We start from the raw sequence: 17991 nt of genomic DNA on the forward strand, positions 1-17991 counted from the left end.
GCGCGCGGGCTGTCGGTGGTCATCCGTAGGCTTACCCGCATGAGTGCCCCCGTGTTGACGGCGGTGGCCTGGCCATACGCCAACGGCCCCCGCCACATCGGCCACGTTTCCGGTTTCGGTGTCCCCTCCGACGTGTTCTCCCGCTACATGCGAATGTCGGGCAACCGGGTGCTCATGGTCAGCGGCACCGACGAGCACGGCACCCCGATCTCGGTGCAGGCCGACCAGGAGGGGCTGACCACCCGCGAGCTCGCCGACAAGTACAACCGCGTGATCGCCGAGGACCTCCAGGGCCTCGGCCTCTCCTACGACCTGTTCACCCGCACCACCACCGGCAACCACTACAAGGTCGTCCAGGAGCTCTTCCTCGGCCTGTGGCGCAACGGCTACGTGGTGCCGAAGACCCAGATGGGCGCGATCAGCCCGTCCACCGGCCGCACCCTGCCCGACCGCTACATCGAGGGCACCTGCCCGATCTGCGGCTACGACGGCGCCCGCGGCGACCAGTGCGACAACTGCGGCAACCAGCTCGACCCCGCCGACCTCAAGAACCCCCGCTCGCGGATCAACGGCGAGGTCCCGAAGTTCATCGAGACCGAGCACCTGTTCCTCGACCTGCCCGCGTTCTCCGAGTCCCTCGGCACCTACCTGTCCGGCCGCACCGACTGGCGGCCCAACGTCCTCAAGTTCAGCCAGAACCTGCTCGGCGACCTGCGCCCGCGCGCCATCACCCGAGACCTGGACTGGGGCATCCCGGTTCCCCTCGACGGCTGGCGCGAACAGCCCATGAAGCGCTTCTACGTGTGGTTCGACGCGGTGATCGGCTACCTGTCGGCCAGCGTCGAGTGGGCCCGCCGCAGCGGGAACGACGACGCCTGGAAGGAGTTCTGGACCGACCCCGCGGCCCAGGGCTACTACTTCATGGGCAAGGACAACATCGTCTTCCACTCGCTGATCTGGCCGTCGCTGCTGATGGGCCAGAACGGCACCGGCGACAAGGGCGGCCAGCCCGGCTCCTTCGGGACCCTGAACCTGCCGACCGAGGTCGTCTCCAGCGAGTTCCTCACGATGAGCGGCTCCAAGTTCTCCACCTCCCGCGGCACCGTGATCTACGTGCGCGACTTCCTCCGCGACTTCGGCCCGGACGCGCTGCGCTACTTCATCTCGGTCGCGGGCCCGGAGAACCAGGACACCGACTTCACCTGGGACGAGTTCGTCCGGCGCACCAACTTCGAGCTGGCCAACGAGTGGGGCAACCTGGTCAACCGGTCGGTCTCCATGGCGCACAAGAACGTCGGCTCCGTCCCCCGCCCGACCGCCCCCACGGCGGCGGACGAGGAGCTGAAGGCCCTCTCGCGCGCCGCGTTCGAGACGGTCGGCGCGAACCTGCGCCGCTCCCGGTTCAAGCTGGCCTCCTCGGAGGCCATGCGCGTCGTCACGGCCGCGAACCGGTACCTGTCCGAGCAGGAGCCGTGGAAGGTCAAGGACGACCCGGAGCGCCGCGACACGATCCTGCACACCGCGCTGCAGGTCGTGCAGGACGCGAACACCCTGCTCACGCCGTTCCTGCCGCACTCGGCGCAGAAGGTGCACGAGGCGCTGGGCGGCACGGGCGTGTGGGCGGCGCAGCCGGAGATGGTCGAGGTCACCGACCTGGACGAGACCGACCGCAAGTACCCGATCCTGACCGGCGACTACGCGGGCGAGCAGGCGACCTGGAAGTCGACCCCGATCGAGGTCGGCAGGCCCCTGCAGAAGCCGGTCCCGCTGTTCCAGAAGCTCGACCCCGAACTGGGCGAGACCGGACCGGAGTGGGCCCCGATCGTCAAGTGAGCCCCACCCGACACGGTGAGCGACCACCGGTGCCCGAGATCCTCCCGGCACCGGTGGTCGACTCGCACACGCACCTGGACGCCTGCGGCGCCCGCACCCGCGACGAGGTGGTCGCGATCCTCGACCGCGCGACCGCCGCGGGCGTCGACCGGGTCGTCACGGTCGCCGACGACCTGCCCTCCGCCCGGTGGGTCGCCGAAGCGTCCACGTGGGATCCGAGGGTGTTCGGCGCGGTCGCGCTGCACCCCACCCGCACGGCGTCCTTCGGCGACGCCGAACGCGACGAGCTGGCGAAGCTGGCCGAGCACCCGCGCGTGGTCGCGATCGGCGAGACCGGCCTGGACTACTACTGGGACTACTCGCCGCCGGCGGCCCAGCAGGACGCCTTCCGTTGGCACATCGAGCTTTCCAAGCGCACCGGCAAGGCGCTGATGATCCACGACCGGGACGCGCACGACGACATCCTCCGCGTCCTCGACGCCGAGGGCGCACCGTCCACAGTGGTCTTCCACTGCTTCTCCGGCGACCTCGACTTCGCGCGCGCGTGCGTGGAACGCGGGTTCGTCCTGTCGTTCGCGGGGCCGGTGACGTTCAAGAACTCCGCGGCGCTGCGCGAGGCCGCGGCGTGGGTGCCGGAGGACCGGATCCTGGTCGAGACCGACGCCCCGTTCCTGACCCCGCACCCGTTCCGGGGTCGCCCGAACGAGCCGTACGGCGCGAATTACACCCTTCGGGCAATCGCTACGCTCCGTGGTGTCGATCTCGGGGGTCTGGCAGTCGCCGTCACCCGGAATGCCGAGCGCGTGTTCGGACTTCGTGACGCGGTGTGGTCGTAATGGGTTTTACGACGAATGGCGGAGCCCTTTACTCCGCCATTCGCGTGTCTCACATCACAACTCGGAACTGGGTGTTTGCGGAACTTCCCGACCTCCGTTACGGTCCCGTGACCGTGCCCCCGAACGGCGAAGGCTGCCGAGGGGGAGCACACCCGTTGTCGGGGCGGGTACCAATGCCAGAAGCGAGCAGTCGAGCGGACGCACGGGAGTTGCCGAGGAGCAGTCGAGTTACTCCACTGCACGTCAGGTAGCACCCACGGTGCGCGGAGCATGGCTCCCGCCTTCAGGAGGTATCGACCCAGTGACAGGACGCGGAAGATCGCGCGAGGACGGCCCGGTGTACTCGTTCAACGACGACACCGACTGGTTCACCCCGGTGGGCGGACCGGCCACCTCGACCGGTGTGATGGAGCGGCCGTCGGGCTTCACCGACCACCCCAGCTCCCCCGCCATCGGCGTCAACGGCCTGGGCGTCACGCCCGCCGACGTGTTCGAGGCACTCGGCCCTGACGCCGACTCCCTCCTCGCCACGGCCAACGTGGACGTCGACGAGCTCATCCGGCTCATCAACGCCGAGACCACCCTCCTCCCGGTCATCGTCATCCCGGACGAGGTGCCCGAGGACCGCGTCGCGACGGCCTACGCACAGGAACTGCCCGACGGGCAGCCCGCGGGCCTCGTGGAGGCCGTCAGCACCTGGAAGCGCAAGTTCCTCAAGGCGACCGTGCTCGCCCTGCTGGTGACCATCACCGGCGGCGGCGCGACCGCCATCGCGATGGACAAGTCCGTCACCGTCGACATCGACGGCCAGGAGCACTCGGTCCGCACGTTCGACTCCACCGTCGGCGACATCCTCGCCGAAGAGGGCATCGCGGTAAACGAGCACGACGCCCTGAGCCCGTCCCCCAGCGCCAAGGTCGGCGACGGCGGCAAGATCACCCTCGACCGCGGCCGACTGGTCAAGGCGACCGTCGACGGCGAGCAGAAGGAGGGCTGGGTCCGCTCCGTCAGCGTCGGCGAGGCCCTCGACCAGCTCGGCATCGACGACGACGGCGCCTGGGTCTCCGACGACCGCGGCAAGGACGTGCCCCTCGGCGGCATGGCCCTGCAGGTCAAGCGCCTCAAGACCATCACCCTCTACGACGGCGGCGAAGCCCCCCGCCAGCTCAAGACCACCGCGCTCACCGTCGGCGAGCTCATGCAGGTCGAGAAGCTGAACGCGCTGGGCGCCGAGGACAGCGTCGAAGGCGGCGCGGACCTCCGCATCACCAACGGCGCCGAGATCCACATCAGCCGCACCGGCGTCTCCGTGATCAACGCGACCGAGAGCATCGACGCCCCCGTCGAGGAGATCCTCGACGCCGAGATGCCCAAGGGCGAGACCAAGGTCGAGCAGGAGGGCGTCGCGGGCGAGCAGGTCGCCACCTACCGCGTCACCCTCAAGAACGGCCAGGAGACCGCCCGCGAGAAGCTGGGCGTCAAGGTCACCAAGGAACCGGTCGCCAAGAAGGTCCGCAAGGGCACCAAGGCCGCCCCCCAGCCCGTCATCTCCGACGGCAGCGACTGGGACCGGCTCGCGCAGTGCGAGGCGGGCGGCAACTGGGCCATCAACACCGGCAACGGCTACTACGGCGGCGTCCAGTTCAGCGCCTCCACCTGGGCGGCCTACGGCGGCACCCAGTACGCCCCGCTGCCCCACCAGGCCACCCGCGAACAGCAGATCGCCACGGCCACCAAGGTCCGCGACGCCGCGGGCGGCGCCTACAGCGCGTGGCCCGGTTGCCGCGCCAAGCTGGGCCTGCCGTAACAATTGCCACGTGACTGAACAAGCGTCGTCGACCGGGCCGGGGAGCATGCTCCTCGGCCCGGCCGATGTTCGGCGCCTCGCGGCCGAACTGGACATCCGCCCCACCAAGAAGCTCGGCCAGAACTTCGTGCACGACCCGAACACGGTCCGACGCATCGTGACGGTGGCGGAGCTGACCGACGACGACGTGGTCCTCGAGGTCGGCCCCGGCCTCGGCTCCCTGACCCTCGCCCTCCTGCCCGCCTGCAAGACCCTGGTCGCCGTCGAGATCGACCCCGTCCTGGCCGCCCAGCTGCCCCACACGGCCGCGCAACGCGCCCCTGGGCTCGCCGACCGCCTCCACGTCGTCCTCGCCGACGCCATGCGCGTCCACGCCGCCGACCTGCCCGCCGCACCCACCGCGCTCGTGGCCAACCTGCCGTACAACGTGGCCGTCCCCGTCGTGCTGCACCTGATGGCCGAGCTGCCGTCGCTGACCAAGGGCCTCGTCATGGTCCAGGCCGAGGTGGCCGACCGGATGGCCGCCGGCCCCGGCAGCAAGGTCTACGGCGTCCCCAGCGTGAAGCTCGCCTGGTACGCCGACGCCCGCCGCGCGGGCCCCGTACCCCGCTCCGTCTTCTGGCCCGTGCCCAACGTGGACTCCGCCCTGGTGGCGTTCAGGCGCCGACCCGACCTGCTGTCCACTGTGGACCGGAAAGCGCTGTTCACGTTGGTGGACGCGGCATTCGCGCAACGCCGCAAGACGATGAGGGCGGCGCTGTCGGGGTGGGCTGGGTCGGCGGCGGAGGCCGAGCGGCGGTTGGTGCTCGCGGGTGTGGATCCGGGGATCCGGGGGGAGCAGTTGAGCGTGGGGGACTTCGCGCGGATCGCCGCGACGGTGTGAGGGTCGGCCGGGTTCGGTCGGCCGGGTCGGGCCTGCGGGGTTGGGGCTGTCGGGGGCGGTCTGCCGGGTTCGGGGTGGTGGGCGCGAGTGCGGGGGTGCGGGCGCGGCTTGGTCGGGGTCCCCTGGTGGTGAGGGCCCCCGAATTCACAGGCTACGGGTGGGGTACGACATTTTTCGGAGCCCGTTCCGGTGAGGGTGCCGGGTCTGTTCCGGTGGGGTGCCGGGCCGGTTCGCGGGGGAGTGGTGCCCGGTTCGGTGCAGGTTCCGCCTGGTCGAGCTGGTGTCCAGAGGGTGGGCGTGGCCACGCAGGGGTCGCCTGTCGAGTGGGACCCCCGATGTACACGCTACGGATGGGGTACGACATTTTCCGGGGCTGGGGGTGCGGTGTGATGTCCACCGCTTGGGCGAACAGGCGTGGGGGATTCGTCTGTTCGGCCGCGCCCGAACCGACCAATGTCCGGCCGGCGAAACGATCTACCGGGGATCGAGCGGTCCGGTACCGCGTCCGGGCGTCGATGCTGGTCCGTAAGTGTGACTTCTCGGACGATCCCAGATTGTGGGCCGTTCGGGCTTGCGTTTGCGGTGTCGCGTCGGGTGTACTCGTGGTGCCATCCCGAGCGGCCGAGAGACCTGGCTCTTTGACGCCGCAGCAACCACCCGCTGGACGCGGGCAGGTGCTTCCGCCAGGCTCGATGGAGGATTACGTGCCCACGCAGCGAATGCTCACGCGGCGGCGAACGGTCGACCAGGGTCGTCGTACCAGCACGGGCTGTCGACGCTAATTCGTTCAGGCATCTCTCTCACCCCCTAGCCTCTACCCGAATTCCTCGCCGTCCTCATCGGACGGTCCATTGAGGACGGCCGTCGCATGCCACAAGCGGGCGACGCCGCGCGTAGCCGTGGAGCGAAAACGTGATCACAGTCGAAAACCTCAGCAAGTCCTTCGCCGGACGCAACGGCCCCGTCGTCGCACTGGACGGGGTCAACCTCGAAGTCCCCGCGGGCACCGTGCTCGGCGTGGTGGGCCCCACCGGGGCGGGCAAGTCCACCCTCGCCCGGTGCGTCGCACTGCTGGAACGCCCCGACAGCGGCGCGATCCGCGTCGACGGAACCGACCTCGTCTCCCTGGACGGCACCGCGCTGCGCGCCGCCCGCAGGCAGATCGGCGTTGTGCCGCAAGGGGATTCGCTGCTGCGCCAGCGCACCGCCGCGGGCAACGTGGCACTGCCGCTGGAGTCCGCGGGCGTCCCCGGACCGCAGCGCCGCAACCGCGTCGCCGAGCTCCTCGACCTCGTCGGCCTCACCGACAAGGCGGGCAGCTACCCCGACCAGCTCTCCGGCGGGCAACGCCAGCGCATCGCCGTCGCCCGCGCACTCGCCGCGGGCCCGTCGGTCCTGCTGGCCGACGAGCCCACCTCGACCCTCGACCCGGACACCACCGGCTCCGTGCTCACGGTGCTCGACCGCGCCCGCGCCGAACTGGGCATCACGGTGCTCGTCGTCACCCACGACATGGCCGTCGTCCGCCGGATCTGCGACGACGTCGCCGTCCTGGAGAACGGCCGCGTCGTCGAACACGGTCGCGTCCTGGACCTGGTGTCCGACGGCACCAGCCGCACCGCCTCGTCGCTGCTGCCCGCCGTCGACCAGAACCCGTTGGCGGAAAGCAGGTTCGACCGCGTCGCCGACATCGTCCTCGTCGGCTTCGCCGCCGTCGGCGCACTCCTCCCCGAGGCCACCAGCCGCTTCGGCGTCGAGCTGAACCTCCTCGGCGGCGGCCTCACCCGCCTCGCCGAGACCCCGGTCGCCCGCTTCCGCGTCGGCCTCACCGGCGAACGCTCCGACTCCGCCCTCGAATGGATCTCCGACGCGGGCGCGTCCGTCCAGCGCACCCTCAAGGGCCCGCAGGGCGTCGCCGCCTAGAAACGCAGCACAGGCCGGCCGCCCGTCGTGGGCGGCCGGCCTGTTCCGCACGTCACAAGCCGACCGCGAAGACCAGCTTCGAGTCCGGCGGACCCGGTACCGAGCACCACACCGGAAAATGGGCCCCCCGACATCCACACTACGAACGCGCACCGACAAATCCCGGCCCCCACCAGCCCGATCACCACCCCGCACCGGTGCGGGAAGGCCACCCCCGAGCGCCAGCCGGGTCGGGTAGGAGCGCGGACCTCCCCCACGCCCGTAGGCTGCAAGGCGTGCTTGCCGTAGTTCCACCCCCGGTCACCGTCCGCGTCCCGGCCAAGGTCAACCTCCACCTGGCCGTGGGAAACCTGCGCGCGGACGGCTATCACGACATGGTCACCGTGTTCCAGGCGCTGTCGCTGCACGACGACGTCACGGTGGCGATCGCCGACGACCCCGGCATCGAGGTGCTCGGCGAAGGGGCGGACTCCGTGCCGACCGGCCCGTCGAACCTCGCCTGGAAGGCGGTGCGGGCACTGGCCGAGCACGTCGGCCGCGACCCGGAGGAACCGAAGGTCCGCGTCGTGATCCGCAAGAACATCCCGGTCGCGGGCGGCATGGCGGGCGGCAGCGCCGACGCCGCCGCGGCACTGGTCGGCCTCGCCTCGTTGTGGCGGCTGGAGATCGGCCGCGACGAGCTCGCCCTGCTGGCCCGCAAGATCGGCGCGGACGTCCCGTTCGCCCTCTACGGCGGAACCGCGCTGGGCACCGACCGCGGCGACCAGATCGTCCCCGTCCTCGCCCGCCACCCCTTCCACTGGGTCATCGCGTTCGACAAGGGCGGCCTGTCCACACCCGAGGTGTTCACCGAGCTCGACCGGCTCCGCGCGGACGGCAACCCACCACGCGTCGGCGCCGCGGAAGCCGTCCTCGAAGGCCTCTCCTCCGGCGACCCCCGCCAACTCGCCCTGCTGCTGGGCAACGACCTCCAAGCCGCCGCCGTCTCGCTGCGACCGAACCTGCGCCGCACCCTCCGCGCGGGCGTCAACGCGGGCGCGCTCGCGGGCATGGTCTCCGGCTCCGGCCCCACCTGCGCGTTCCTGTGCTCCGACGCCGACTCCGCCGTCCGCGTCGCCGCCGAACTGGCGGGCGCGGGCGTGTGCCGCACGGTCCGCGTCGCTCAAGGCCCGATGCCCGGCGCACGCGTCATCGCCACCGAGGAAGCACCCCGCCCGGTGCCCCCCGAAGTCCACGCCTAACCCACCCCGCTCCACCCCCACACCCGTCTACAACCCTGAAGGTGCGCTTCCACCATGGCCAACCTGGTCAACCTCGAGTCCGTGTCGAAGTCGTTCGGCATCCGCCCGCTCCTGGACGGGGTGTCGCTGGGCGTCGGTGACGGCGACCGGATCGGGGTGGTCGGCCTCAACGGCGGCGGGAAGACCACGCTCCTGGAAGTGCTCGCGGGCCTCGAAGAACCCGACGAAGGCCGGGTCAGCCAGAACCGCGGCCTCTCCATGGCCGTCGTCACCCAACGCACCGAACTCCCCGAAGGCTCCACCGTCCGGCACTCGGTCATCGACCCCCTCGGCTTCGACGCCGAACACGAATGGGCCGCCGACGCCCGCGTCCGCTCCATCCTCGACGGCCTCGGCATCACCGCCCTCGGCCTCGACTCCCCGGTCGGCACCATGTCCGGAGGCGAACGCCGCCGCGTCGCCCTCGCCGCCGCCCTCGTCCAGGACCTCGACCTCCTCGTCCTCGACGAACCCACCAACCACCTCGACGTCGAAGGCGTCCGCTGGCTCGCCAAGCACCTCCTGGAACGCAAGTCCGCACTCGTCGTCGTCACCCACGACCGCTGGTTCCTCGACACCGTCTGCACCCGCACCTGGGAAGTCGTCGGCGGCCAGGTCGAGCAGTACGAAGGCGGCTACGCCGACTGGATCTTCGCCCGCGCCGAACGCGGCAGGCTCGCCGACACCCTCGAGGAGAAGCGCCGCAACCTCGCCCGCAAAGAGCTCGCCTGGCTCCGCCGCGGCGCCCCCGCCCGCACGTCCAAACCGCGCTACCGCATCGACGCCGCCGAAGCCCTCATCTCCGACGTCCCCGCACCCCGCGACAAGGTGGAGCTCCTCGCCTTCGCCAAGCGCAGGCTCGGCCGCACCGTCATCGAGATCGAGGACGCCACCCTCACCGTCGGCAACCGCACCCTCGTCAAAGACCTGACCTGGCGCATCGGCCCCGGCGACCGCATCGGCCTCGTCGGCGTCAACGGCTCCGGCAAGACCACCCTGCTCCGCCTGCTCGCGGGCGAACGCGACACCGAGACCGGCAAGCGGATCCAGGGCCAGACGGTCAAGCTCGCCCACCTCACCCAGGAGCTCCACGACCTGCGCGGCTCCATGCGCGTCCTCGAAGCCATCGAAGAAGTCGCCCGCCGCGTCGTCCTGGGCAAGCAGGAGATGTCCGCCTCCCAACTCGGCGAACGCTTCGGCTTCTCCTCCCAGAAGCAGTGGACCCCCGTCTCCGACCTCTCCGGTGGCGAACGCCGCCGCCTGCAGCTGTGCAGGCTCCTGATGGCCGAACCGAACGTCCTGCTCCTCGACGAACCGACCAACGACCTCGACATCGACACCCTCCAGCAGCTCGAAGACCTCCTCGACTCCTGGCCCGGCACCCTCGTCGTCATCTCCCACGACCGCTACCTCGTCGAACGCGTCTGCGACCAGGTCGTCGCCCTCTTCGGCGACGGCGGCCTCACCGACCTCCCCGGCGGCATCGAGGAATACCTCCTCCGCCGCGACACCCAACGCGAACTCGCCGAATCCCGCGACCCCGCCCCCACCCCGGTCACCGTCTCCAGCGCCGCCGACCAACGCGCCGCCCGCAAGGAACTCTCCAAACTCGAACGCCGCATGACCACCCTCCAGAAAAAGGAAGCCGACCTCCACGCCGCCCTCGCCGCCGCCGCCACCGAACCCGACCGCCTGCTCGCCCTAGACGCCGAACTCCGCACCGTCCTGGCCGAAGTCGCTACCGTGGAGGAGCAGTGGATGGCCGCCGCCGAACTCGCGGAGGGCTGATCCGAGTGGTTCCATGAGTCGTCCGACCTGCGACAACCCATGGAACCGCTCCCAGCGTTGTGGTAAATAGAAGGTCGCCACACACCACCCCCACCCACCCCGAACCCGACCCGCCGGCGACCCCACCCACTACCTCCGGACCCACCCGACACCGGACTTCGACCCCGACCCCGACGCCGCTCGCCGCCTCCGAGGCCCGCCCGCACCGGACCTGGAGCGGCCGAGCCAGGCCTGGCTCGGCCGCCGCCGGGGCCTGGCGGCTCGGCGTGGCCCCACCGCCTGCCCTGCCCGGTGAGGGCATGGCGTGCTCGCCGTCCGCAGACGCAGTCACCTGCGGGCGGTGCGGTCTGTGGGTCGTGCAGAACAGGGGGCGCCGGTGCCGTCGGCGGTCATGATGCACGCGGCATCACTCGAACGTGGGCGAGCTCGAACGGCGCCAGCGAGATCATCCGAAAAGGGCCTTCACCACGACGGTGAAAGCCCTCTCCAGACAAGATCAACACCACCTGGGCCTGGGATCGGCTCACCACGACCGATCGCCCACCACGACCGGTCAACCCACCAGAACCGCCTCAACGCCCCCGGCGCTGCAACTCGGCCGCCAACCGGGGCATGAGCTCGTCGACGAACGCGCAGTCGTACCCCTGGCCGTTCATCAGCGCGTGCGCGAACCGCACCTTCAAGATGTCCCCGGACGTCGCCCCGAGCATCCCGTCCAACGCGATCCCGATCTCCTCCAACATCCGATCCACCTGCGCCGACCGGTACCCGCGCTGGTCAGCCGCGGCCGGTGGCAGTCGCACCTGGCGAAGCTGCTTCCAGCTGGTGATCGGCGGAATCCGCCCCGGCGACCCCGGCGAGTCGGCCAACTGCCGCTCCACCCGCGCCAGGAACGCGTCCACCTCGTCCTCGTTGTACCCGCGCCGCCCGATCAGCGGCCTGCTGAACTTCATCTCGCGCACGTCCTGCGCGCTCAACGTGTCCTGCCCGAGCAACGTGTCCTCGATCCGGTCGAGGAACTTGTCCACCTGCGACTCCTGGTACCCGCGTCTACCCCGCGGCGGCTTCCCGAACGACGCCGTCCGCACGTCCCGAGCCGTCAACGGCGCCTCGACGGTCCGCTGCTTCACCGGCAGCGGCGGAGACGCCTCCAACGTCACCACGACCAGGTCCAGGAACGTGTCGACGTCGTCCTCGTCGTACCCGAACTGGTCTGCCGTGGCCTCGCCGAACTCGATCTCCTGGACCTCCAGCGCGGTCAGGTCGTCCTCACCGCGCAGCGTCGCCTCGATCCGCGCCAGGAACGCGTCGATCTCACCCTCGTGGTACCCGGGCGTGTTGCCGCGCGGCTTGTGGAACCGGACACCGCGCACGTCCTCCGGCTTCAACCGGGGCGGCGGTTGCATCTTGGTGGACGTCGCGTGCGCACCAAGGGCGGGGGCGGCGGCCTGGCGGCGTTGCGGCGTCGACTCCAAGGTCTCCGCGACGAGCTCCAGGAACATGTCGACCTCGGCCGCGTAGTACCCCAGCCTGCCGGGCACCGCGAACGGGAACCTCATCGCGCGGATGTCCGCCGCGACCAGCTGGTCCTTGCTGCGCAGCGTGTCCTCGACGCGGTCGATGAACGCGTCGACCTGGTCCTCGTCATAACCCAGCTCACCCGCCGGAGGGCGGTGGAACACCACCTGGCTGACGTCGTCCGCGCTCAACAGCGGCGCGGGATGCGCAGGCTGGTGGTGTTTCGTGTCGTGGCCAGCCCGATCCACCCGTGCCTCCCTCGAATCCTGTTCTGGGAGTATCGCCGGATCGCAGCCGAAAACGTTCGTCCGATCGGCCTAATGCGAACGGTCTGCGCCCACACCCGCGACCCCGACGGACCCCAAGCGCCCCAACGGGGATCGGCGACGCACGCGCACGGGCCGCCCGATCTACGCTGACCACCATGAGCGCGTTCGTGGACACCATGCTGAGCACCGCCACCGGAGCCGGTGGTCAGGCCAAGGGGATGACGACCGGGGAACCGAACAACCCCCGGCGCAGGACGTGGGCGGAGGTCCACGACCAGGCGAGCCGCATGGCGGGCGCCCTCGTCGAAGGCGGCGCCGAACCGGGCGCGGCCATCGCCGTCCTCGCCGCCGACCCCGCGGAGATCGCACCGGCCGTGCAGGCCGTGTGGATGGCGGGCGGCAGCACGACGATGCTGCACCAGCCCACCGCGCGCACCGACCTCGCCGAATGGGCCGAGGACACCATCAAGGTCCTGTCCATGATCGACTCCAAGCTGGTGCTGCTCGGCAGCCCGTTCGACGCGCTGTCCGGCGTGCTCGACGAGCACGGCATCGGCTACCGCAAGATGGACGACCTGGCAGGCGGCGAACCGCTCACCACGCCCGTGCCGGTGGACGAGGAGTCGACCGCGCTGCTCCAGCTCACCAGCGGCTCGACCGCCGACCCCAAGGCCGTGCGGATCACCCACGGCAACCTGATGTCCAACGCCGAGGCGATGCGCATCGCCGCCGCGCTCGACACCACGTCCGACACGATGATCTCGTGGCTGCCGCTGTTCCACGACATGGGCATGGTCGGCTTCCTGACCATCCCCATGCTCTTCGGCATCGAGCTCGTCAAGGTCACCCCCGTCGACTTCCTCGCCCGCCCCACCCTGTGGCCGGACCTGATGAGCCGCTACGGCGGCACCATCACTGCCGCCCCCAACTTCGCCTACTCCATCGCCGCCCGCCGCATGTCCACCGTCGAGGACGACAACGCGTTCGACCTCTCCAAGATGCGCCTCGCCCTCAACGGCGCCGAACCCATCGACCCCGCCGCCGTCCACGCCTTCACCGAGGCGGGCGCCCGCTTCGGCCTCCGCCCCGAGTCGATCATGTGCGCCTACGGCATGGCCGAAGCCACCCTCGCCGTCGCCTTCGCCCCCGTCTTCACGGGCCTGTCCGTCGACGTCATCGACCCCGACCAACTCGAAGCCTCACACCGCGCCGTCCCCGTCCCCGAGGGCACGCCCAACGCCCGCACGTTCCCCCTCCTCGGCCCGCCCGTGCCGGGGCTGGAGATCGAGGTGATCGACGAGGAGCGCAACGTCCTCGGCGAACGCCAGGTCGGCCAGCTCCGCGTCCGCGGCGAAGCCGTCACCCCCGGCTACCTCACCGTCGACGGCCCGCTCGCCACCCAGAACGCCGAAGGCTGGCTGGAGACCGGGGACGAGGGGTACGTGGTCGACGGGCAGGTCGTCGTCTGCGGCCGCCGCAAGGACGTGATCATCATGGGCGGCCGCAACATCTACCCCACCGACATCGAACGCGCGGCCTGCTCCGTCGACGGCGTCCGCCCCGGCAACGCCGTCGCCGTCCGCCTCGACGCCGGCACCCGCCGCGAACGCTTCGCCGTCGTCGTCGAGTCCAAGTCCGCGGGGGATGACGACGTCGAGAAGACCATGCGCAAGGAGATCACCGCACGGGTTGTCGACGCGGTGGGCCTGCGGCCTTTCGCGGTCGTTGTGCTGAAGCCCGGCAGCTTGCCGAAGACGCCTTCGGGGAAGCTGCGTCGGTCTGCGGCGACTTCGCTGGTGCCTGTGGGCTGAGGGGGTCGGGGTCAAGCGGCACGGTGGCGGCTGGCTGGTCACGGTGGCCGCTGGCTCGTCGACGATCCAGCGCAGCGCGAACTGGACGAGCGTTGCGCCCGCGAGCACCAGCGGGCGCAGCCGTCCGGCGGCCTCCGGGCCCACCTCGAACGGCCACTGGCTGGTGCGTGTGGCGGGGATCGCCGGGTGGGTGGCCGGGATCGCCGGGTGGGTGGCCGGGTTGCGATTGGCGGCCCGATCGGGGGCCTGGTGGCTCGGCCGAGATCTCGACCCTGGCCGCCCATCGGTGATCCCGGCCTACCCAGCTGCTGCCTCGCCTGCGTCTGTCAGCTGCGTGGCTGGCAATGGCTGACTGGCTGGCAGCGAACTCCGCGGCTCGGCGCTGCCCTCATCACCGATGGCCGCTCGTGGCCGCTGGGCTCGCTCGGCGCTCGGGCTCGGGTGATTGCTCGGCCGACGGCGTCGCTGGAGCCGCGCGATGGGTGCTGGCATCGACGTGGTCGGCCTGCGGCCTTTTGCGGTCGTGGTGAGGCGGCCTCGCTGAGCCCGCCATACCGGTGCTCGCTGGCCCGGTGGTCTGGCTGGTGCGTGCCTACGGCGCCGGGGCCTGGTCCGGTTTCCCGGAGGGCTCCGTCTCATGCCCGCCTGAGGAGACCTTGCTTAGTGACCACGGGCTCGCCTAGTGACCACCGGCTCGCCTAGTGACCGCAGGAGGGTCCTGGCTGAACATGGGGCCAGGGGATGGGGCTTGGCTTGGCGGGTGTCCTGGGGTGGGGGCTTGGGTGATGGCCGTCGGACTGGGCAGGGCTGGTGGCTTGGTTGGGGAGTGGGTGTGGGAGGGGGGACGTGAGGGGGTGGTGGAGTGTGACTGACTTGTTTTCCACAACGTTGAGAGCGCTTCCACGGATCGCCTCCACCGTCGAGCGCGGCGGTCGCGGGGGCAGTAGAAGGCAGGGGGCACGGATTCGATACTAGGCGTGACCTGGTAAAACGCCACCAAAACCACCCCGCGTCCCACTTTCGGGTGATAGTCAGTGGAACTTGTTCTGGGCGGCTTCCAGACCATCGGTGAGCAGTGACTCGACGGCGTCGGCGGTGCGGTCGAGTTCGAAGGCGAGGGTTTTGCGTTCGGGGGTGGAGAAGTCGCGGAGGACGTAGTCGGCTGGGTCCATGCGGCCTGGGGGGCGGTCTACGCCGAAGCGGATGCGGTGGTAGTCCTTGGTGCCCAGGGACTTGGTGATGGAGCGCAGGCCGTTGTGGCCGTTGTCGCCGCCGCCCAGTTTGAGCCTGACGACCCCGTAGGGCAGGTCCAGTTCGTCGTGGATGACGATGATGGCGGCGGGTGGGGTTTTGAAGAAGTTGGCGGCGCCTGCGACGGGGCCGCCGGAGAGGTTCATGAAGGTGCGGGGTTTGGCGAGGACGAGGCGGTGGCCGGAGAGGCGGCCTTCGAGGATTTCGGCGCCTGCCTTGTGGGCCTTGAACTTGCCGCCGACGCGGGCGGCCAGTTCGTCGAGGACGAGGAAGCCGACGTTGTGGCGGTTTCCCTCGTACTTGGGCCCTGGGTTGCCAAGGCCGACCACCAGTGCCAACTCATCGGCCACGGAAGCGCAACTCCTGCTCAAGGGTGTCCAATAGGGCGTCCACCGCCTGCACCCGGTAGCCGCGCCGCAATCCTGACGTGGTGCTGAACCGGGTGTTGCGGACCTCGCTAGCGGTCATCCTGGTGCGACCGTCCAACGCGGCGGCGGCGCGCCCGAGGAAGGCGTCCACCTCGATGCGATCGTAGCCGTTCGACGCTTTCGGCAGCTTCAGGGCGATGAGGTCCTCGCCGCTGCGCAACCCCGTCGGGGGGACGTAGCCGGCGCGCAGTTGGCGTTCGACGCGGGTGAGGAAGTCGTCGACGGGGCGGGGGTCGTAGCCGCGTTGGCCTGCCCCGGCACGGCGGAAGACGACCGCGCGGATCTCGTCGGGGTGGACGCGGATGCGGCCGGACAGGGCGTCGGCGATGCGGCGGAGGAAGCCGTCGACCTGCTCGACGTCGTAGCCGTGTCCGGTGCGGGCGTGCCGGGGGAACTTCGTGGTGCGCACCTCGGCGGGGCTGAGGGCTTGTTGATCTTGATAGGCGAACGGCACGCCACCCTCGCGATCCGGCGGGGGTGGCGTGCCGTGAGATCTGCCCGACGTGATGGGGCTCAGCTTTCCTCGGTGGTCGCCTCGGCGGCCTCGTCGCTCTCCTCCGCCGTCGGCGCGGCGTTGATGGCCACGACGAGTGCGTCCGGGTCGGTGACGAGGGTGACGCCCTCGGGCAGGACCAGGTCCGAAGCGTGGATCTGGGTGCCCGCTTCGATGCCGGAGACGGTGAACTCCACCTGCTCCGGGATGTTCAGCGCGTCGGCCTCGATGGACACCGAGGTGATGTCCTGCGTGATCAGGGTGCCGGGGGCGCCCTCGCCGAGCAGCACGATGGGGAGGTCGACCGTGACCTTCTCGCCGCGGCGGACCAGGAGCAGGTCCACGTGCTCGATGTAGTTCTTGATGGGGTGCGTGGTGACGGTCTTGGTCAGCGCCAGTTCGGTCTCGCTGTCGATGGCCAGCGTCAGAACTGCGTTGCTGCCGTTTTCACGGATCACACGGGCGAACTCGAGCGCCGGCAGGGCCAGGTGCTTCGGGTCGGAACCGTGGCCGTAGAGGACTGCGGGGATCTTGCCTGCGCGGCGGGTGCGGCGGGCAGCGCCCTTGCCGAACTCGGTGCGCTGCTCGGCAGCGAGACGGACCTCGGACACGGTGGGGCTCTCCTTGTACGTCGGGCGGGCTAGGCGGGGGCGGCAGCCTGCGGCGGCGAGCAGCGCGGTAGAAGACAACACACGCGGCATCAAAGCCGCCGCGTCGATCACGCCGAACGTGATGCTCGCCCTCGCCGAGGCAACCTGAGCAGTGTAGGCCGGTTGTGCGACATGCCCTAATCCGGGTCCGGCAGGCGCCACTATCGGGTGGTGCCACGAGGACCGGGGCAGCGAAAGGGGGCGCCCCGACGGGACGCCCCCATCGCCGGAAAGGGGTCAGGCGTTGCCGTCGAAGAGGCTCGTGACCGAGCCGTCCTCGAACACCTCCTGGATCACCCGCGCCAGCAGTGGCGCGATCGACAGCACCGTCATGCTCGGGAACCGCTTCTCCAACGGGATCGGCAGCGTGTCGGTGAAGATCACCTCACGGGCGCCGCAGTTCGCCAGCCGCTCGTAGGCGGGCCCGGACAGCACGCCGTGGGTGGCGGCGATGACCACGTCCGCCGCGCCCTCCTTGAGCAGCTGCTCGACGGCCTTCACGATCGTGCCGCCGGTGTCGATCATGTCGTCGATCACCACGCACGTGCGCCCCTGCACCTGGCCCACGACGCGGTTCGCGACGACCTCGTTCGGCCGCAGCGGGTCGCGGGTCTTGTGGATGAACGCGATGGGGCAGCCGCCGAGGGTGTCGGCCCACTTCTCGGCGAGCTTGGTGCGGCCCGCGTCGGGGGAGACGACGGTGAGGTCGTTGTCGGCGTACTTCTCGCGGACGTGGTCGGCCAGCAGGGGCATGGCCCACAGGTGGTCGACGGGGCCGTCGAAGAAGCCCTGGATCTGGGAGGTGTGCAGGTCGACCGAGACGAGGCGGTCGGCGCCCGCGGTCTTGAACATGTCCGCCACGAGCCGGGCGGAGATGGGCTCGCGGCCGCGGTGCTTCTTGTCCTGCCGCGCGTACGGGTAGAACGGCATGATCACCGTGATGCGCTTGGAGCTGGCGCGCTTGAGCGCGTCCACCATGATCAGCTGCTCCATGAGCCACTGGTTGATGGGGGCGCAGTGGCTCTGGATCACGAACGCGTCGCAGCCCCGCACCGACTCCTCGAACCGGACGAAGATCTCGCCGTTGGCGAAGTCGTAGGCCGACTGGGGGGTGACCGACACGTTGAGGTGCTTGGCCACCTCCTCGGTCAGCTCGGGGTACGCGCGGCCGCCGAAGAGCATGAGGTTCTTCTTCGGTGTCCCGGACACGGACTTCGAGTA

13 protein-coding genes and 1 riboswitch are annotated in these 17991 nt (G+C 70.4%); of the genes, 8 read left to right on the plus strand and 5 right to left on the minus strand.

All coding sequences use genetic code 11. The features are described from left to right. The first annotated feature begins 39 nt into the window (after positions 1-39). The 7 genes from metG (at position 40) to CLV43_RS04540 (ending at position 10350) form a co-directional block, all read left to right on the plus strand. Positions 40-1833 (plus strand): methionine--tRNA ligase, encoded by a 1794-nt coding sequence (metG, locus tag CLV43_RS04510; RefSeq protein ID WP_106185624.1) that lies wholly within the window; start codon positions 40-42, stop codon positions 1831-1833. Positions 1834-1862: 29 nt separating this feature from the next. Continuing rightward, a complete protein-coding gene (locus CLV43_RS04515) occupies positions 1863-2669 on the plus strand; it encodes a TatD family hydrolase (RefSeq protein ID WP_245886115.1) in 807 nt (268 codons plus the stop codon). Positions 2670-3006: 337 nt separating this feature from the next. Further along, positions 3007-4476 carry a resuscitation-promoting factor gene (locus tag CLV43_RS04520; protein ID WP_245886116.1) on the plus strand — a complete coding sequence of 490 codons (1470 nt, stop codon included), beginning with the start codon at positions 3007-3009 and terminating at the stop codon, positions 4474-4476. 46 nt (positions 4477-4522) lie between these two features. Further along, the gene (rsmA, locus tag CLV43_RS04525; protein ID WP_106185626.1) at positions 4523-5359 is read left to right on the plus strand and encodes a 16S rRNA (adenine(1518)-N(6)/adenine(1519)-N(6))-dimethyltransferase RsmA; all 837 of its coding nucleotides are present in this window, start codon (positions 4523-4525) and stop codon (positions 5357-5359) included. A 605-nt stretch (positions 5360-5964) separates the two neighbouring features. Next, a riboswitch (SAM riboswitch) is annotated at positions 5965-6058 on the plus strand. A 213-nt stretch (positions 6059-6271) separates the two neighbouring features. Next, entirely contained in the window at positions 6272-7282 is a 1011-nt protein-coding gene (locus tag CLV43_RS04530; protein ID WP_106185627.1) for a methionine ABC transporter ATP-binding protein, read from the plus strand. Positions 7283-7557: 275 nt separating this feature from the next. Next, positions 7558-8523 carry a 4-(cytidine 5'-diphospho)-2-C-methyl-D-erythritol kinase gene (locus tag CLV43_RS04535; protein ID WP_106185628.1) on the plus strand — a complete coding sequence of 322 codons (966 nt, stop codon included), beginning with the start codon at positions 7558-7560 and terminating at the stop codon, positions 8521-8523. 54 nt (positions 8524-8577) lie between these two features. Next, entirely contained in the window at positions 8578-10350 is a 1773-nt protein-coding gene (locus CLV43_RS04540; protein WP_106185629.1) for an ABC-F family ATP-binding cassette domain-containing protein, read from the plus strand. 572 nt (positions 10351-10922) lie between these two features. On the opposite strand, the gene CLV43_RS49975 is transcribed toward CLV43_RS04540, so the two are convergent. Next, the gene (locus tag CLV43_RS49975) at positions 10923-12059 is read right to left on the minus strand and encodes a DivIVA domain-containing protein (protein WP_211304214.1); all 1137 of its coding nucleotides are present in this window, start codon (positions 12057-12059) and stop codon (positions 10923-10925) included. A gap of 233 nt (positions 12060-12292) precedes the next feature. Between CLV43_RS49975 and CLV43_RS04560 the strand changes: the two genes are divergently transcribed. Continuing rightward, positions 12293-13948 (plus strand): fatty acyl-AMP ligase, encoded by a 1656-nt coding sequence (locus CLV43_RS04560; RefSeq protein WP_106185630.1) that lies wholly within the window; start codon positions 12293-12295, stop codon positions 13946-13948. Positions 13949-14979: 1031 nt separating this feature from the next. On the opposite strand, the gene pth is transcribed toward CLV43_RS04560, so the two are convergent. The 4 genes from pth to CLV43_RS04585 form a co-directional block, all read right to left on the minus strand. Continuing rightward, on the minus strand, positions 14980-15549 hold the full coding sequence (gene pth / locus CLV43_RS04570) for an aminoacyl-tRNA hydrolase (protein ID WP_106185631.1): 570 nt from the start codon (positions 15547-15549) through the stop codon (positions 14980-14982). Then, positions 15539-16081 (minus strand): DivIVA domain-containing protein, encoded by a 543-nt coding sequence (locus CLV43_RS04575; protein WP_245886117.1) that lies wholly within the window; start codon positions 16079-16081, stop codon positions 15539-15541. The genes pth and CLV43_RS04575 overlap by 11 nt, the downstream gene beginning before the upstream one ends. 59 nt (positions 16082-16140) lie before the next feature. Next, positions 16141-16731: a 50S ribosomal protein L25/general stress protein Ctc gene (locus CLV43_RS04580; protein ID WP_106185633.1), complete on the minus strand. Its 591-nt coding sequence runs from the start codon at positions 16729-16731 to the stop codon at positions 16141-16143. Between the two features lie 276 nt (positions 16732-17007). Next, the gene (locus CLV43_RS04585) at positions 17008-17979 is read right to left on the minus strand and encodes a ribose-phosphate diphosphokinase (protein WP_106186019.1); all 972 of its coding nucleotides are present in this window, start codon (positions 17977-17979) and stop codon (positions 17008-17010) included. Positions 17980-17991 lie beyond the last annotated feature (12 nt).

This window comes from Umezawaea tangerina (assembly GCF_003002815.1).
GTDB classification, from domain to species: domain Bacteria; phylum Actinomycetota; class Actinomycetes; order Mycobacteriales; family Pseudonocardiaceae; genus Umezawaea; species Umezawaea tangerina.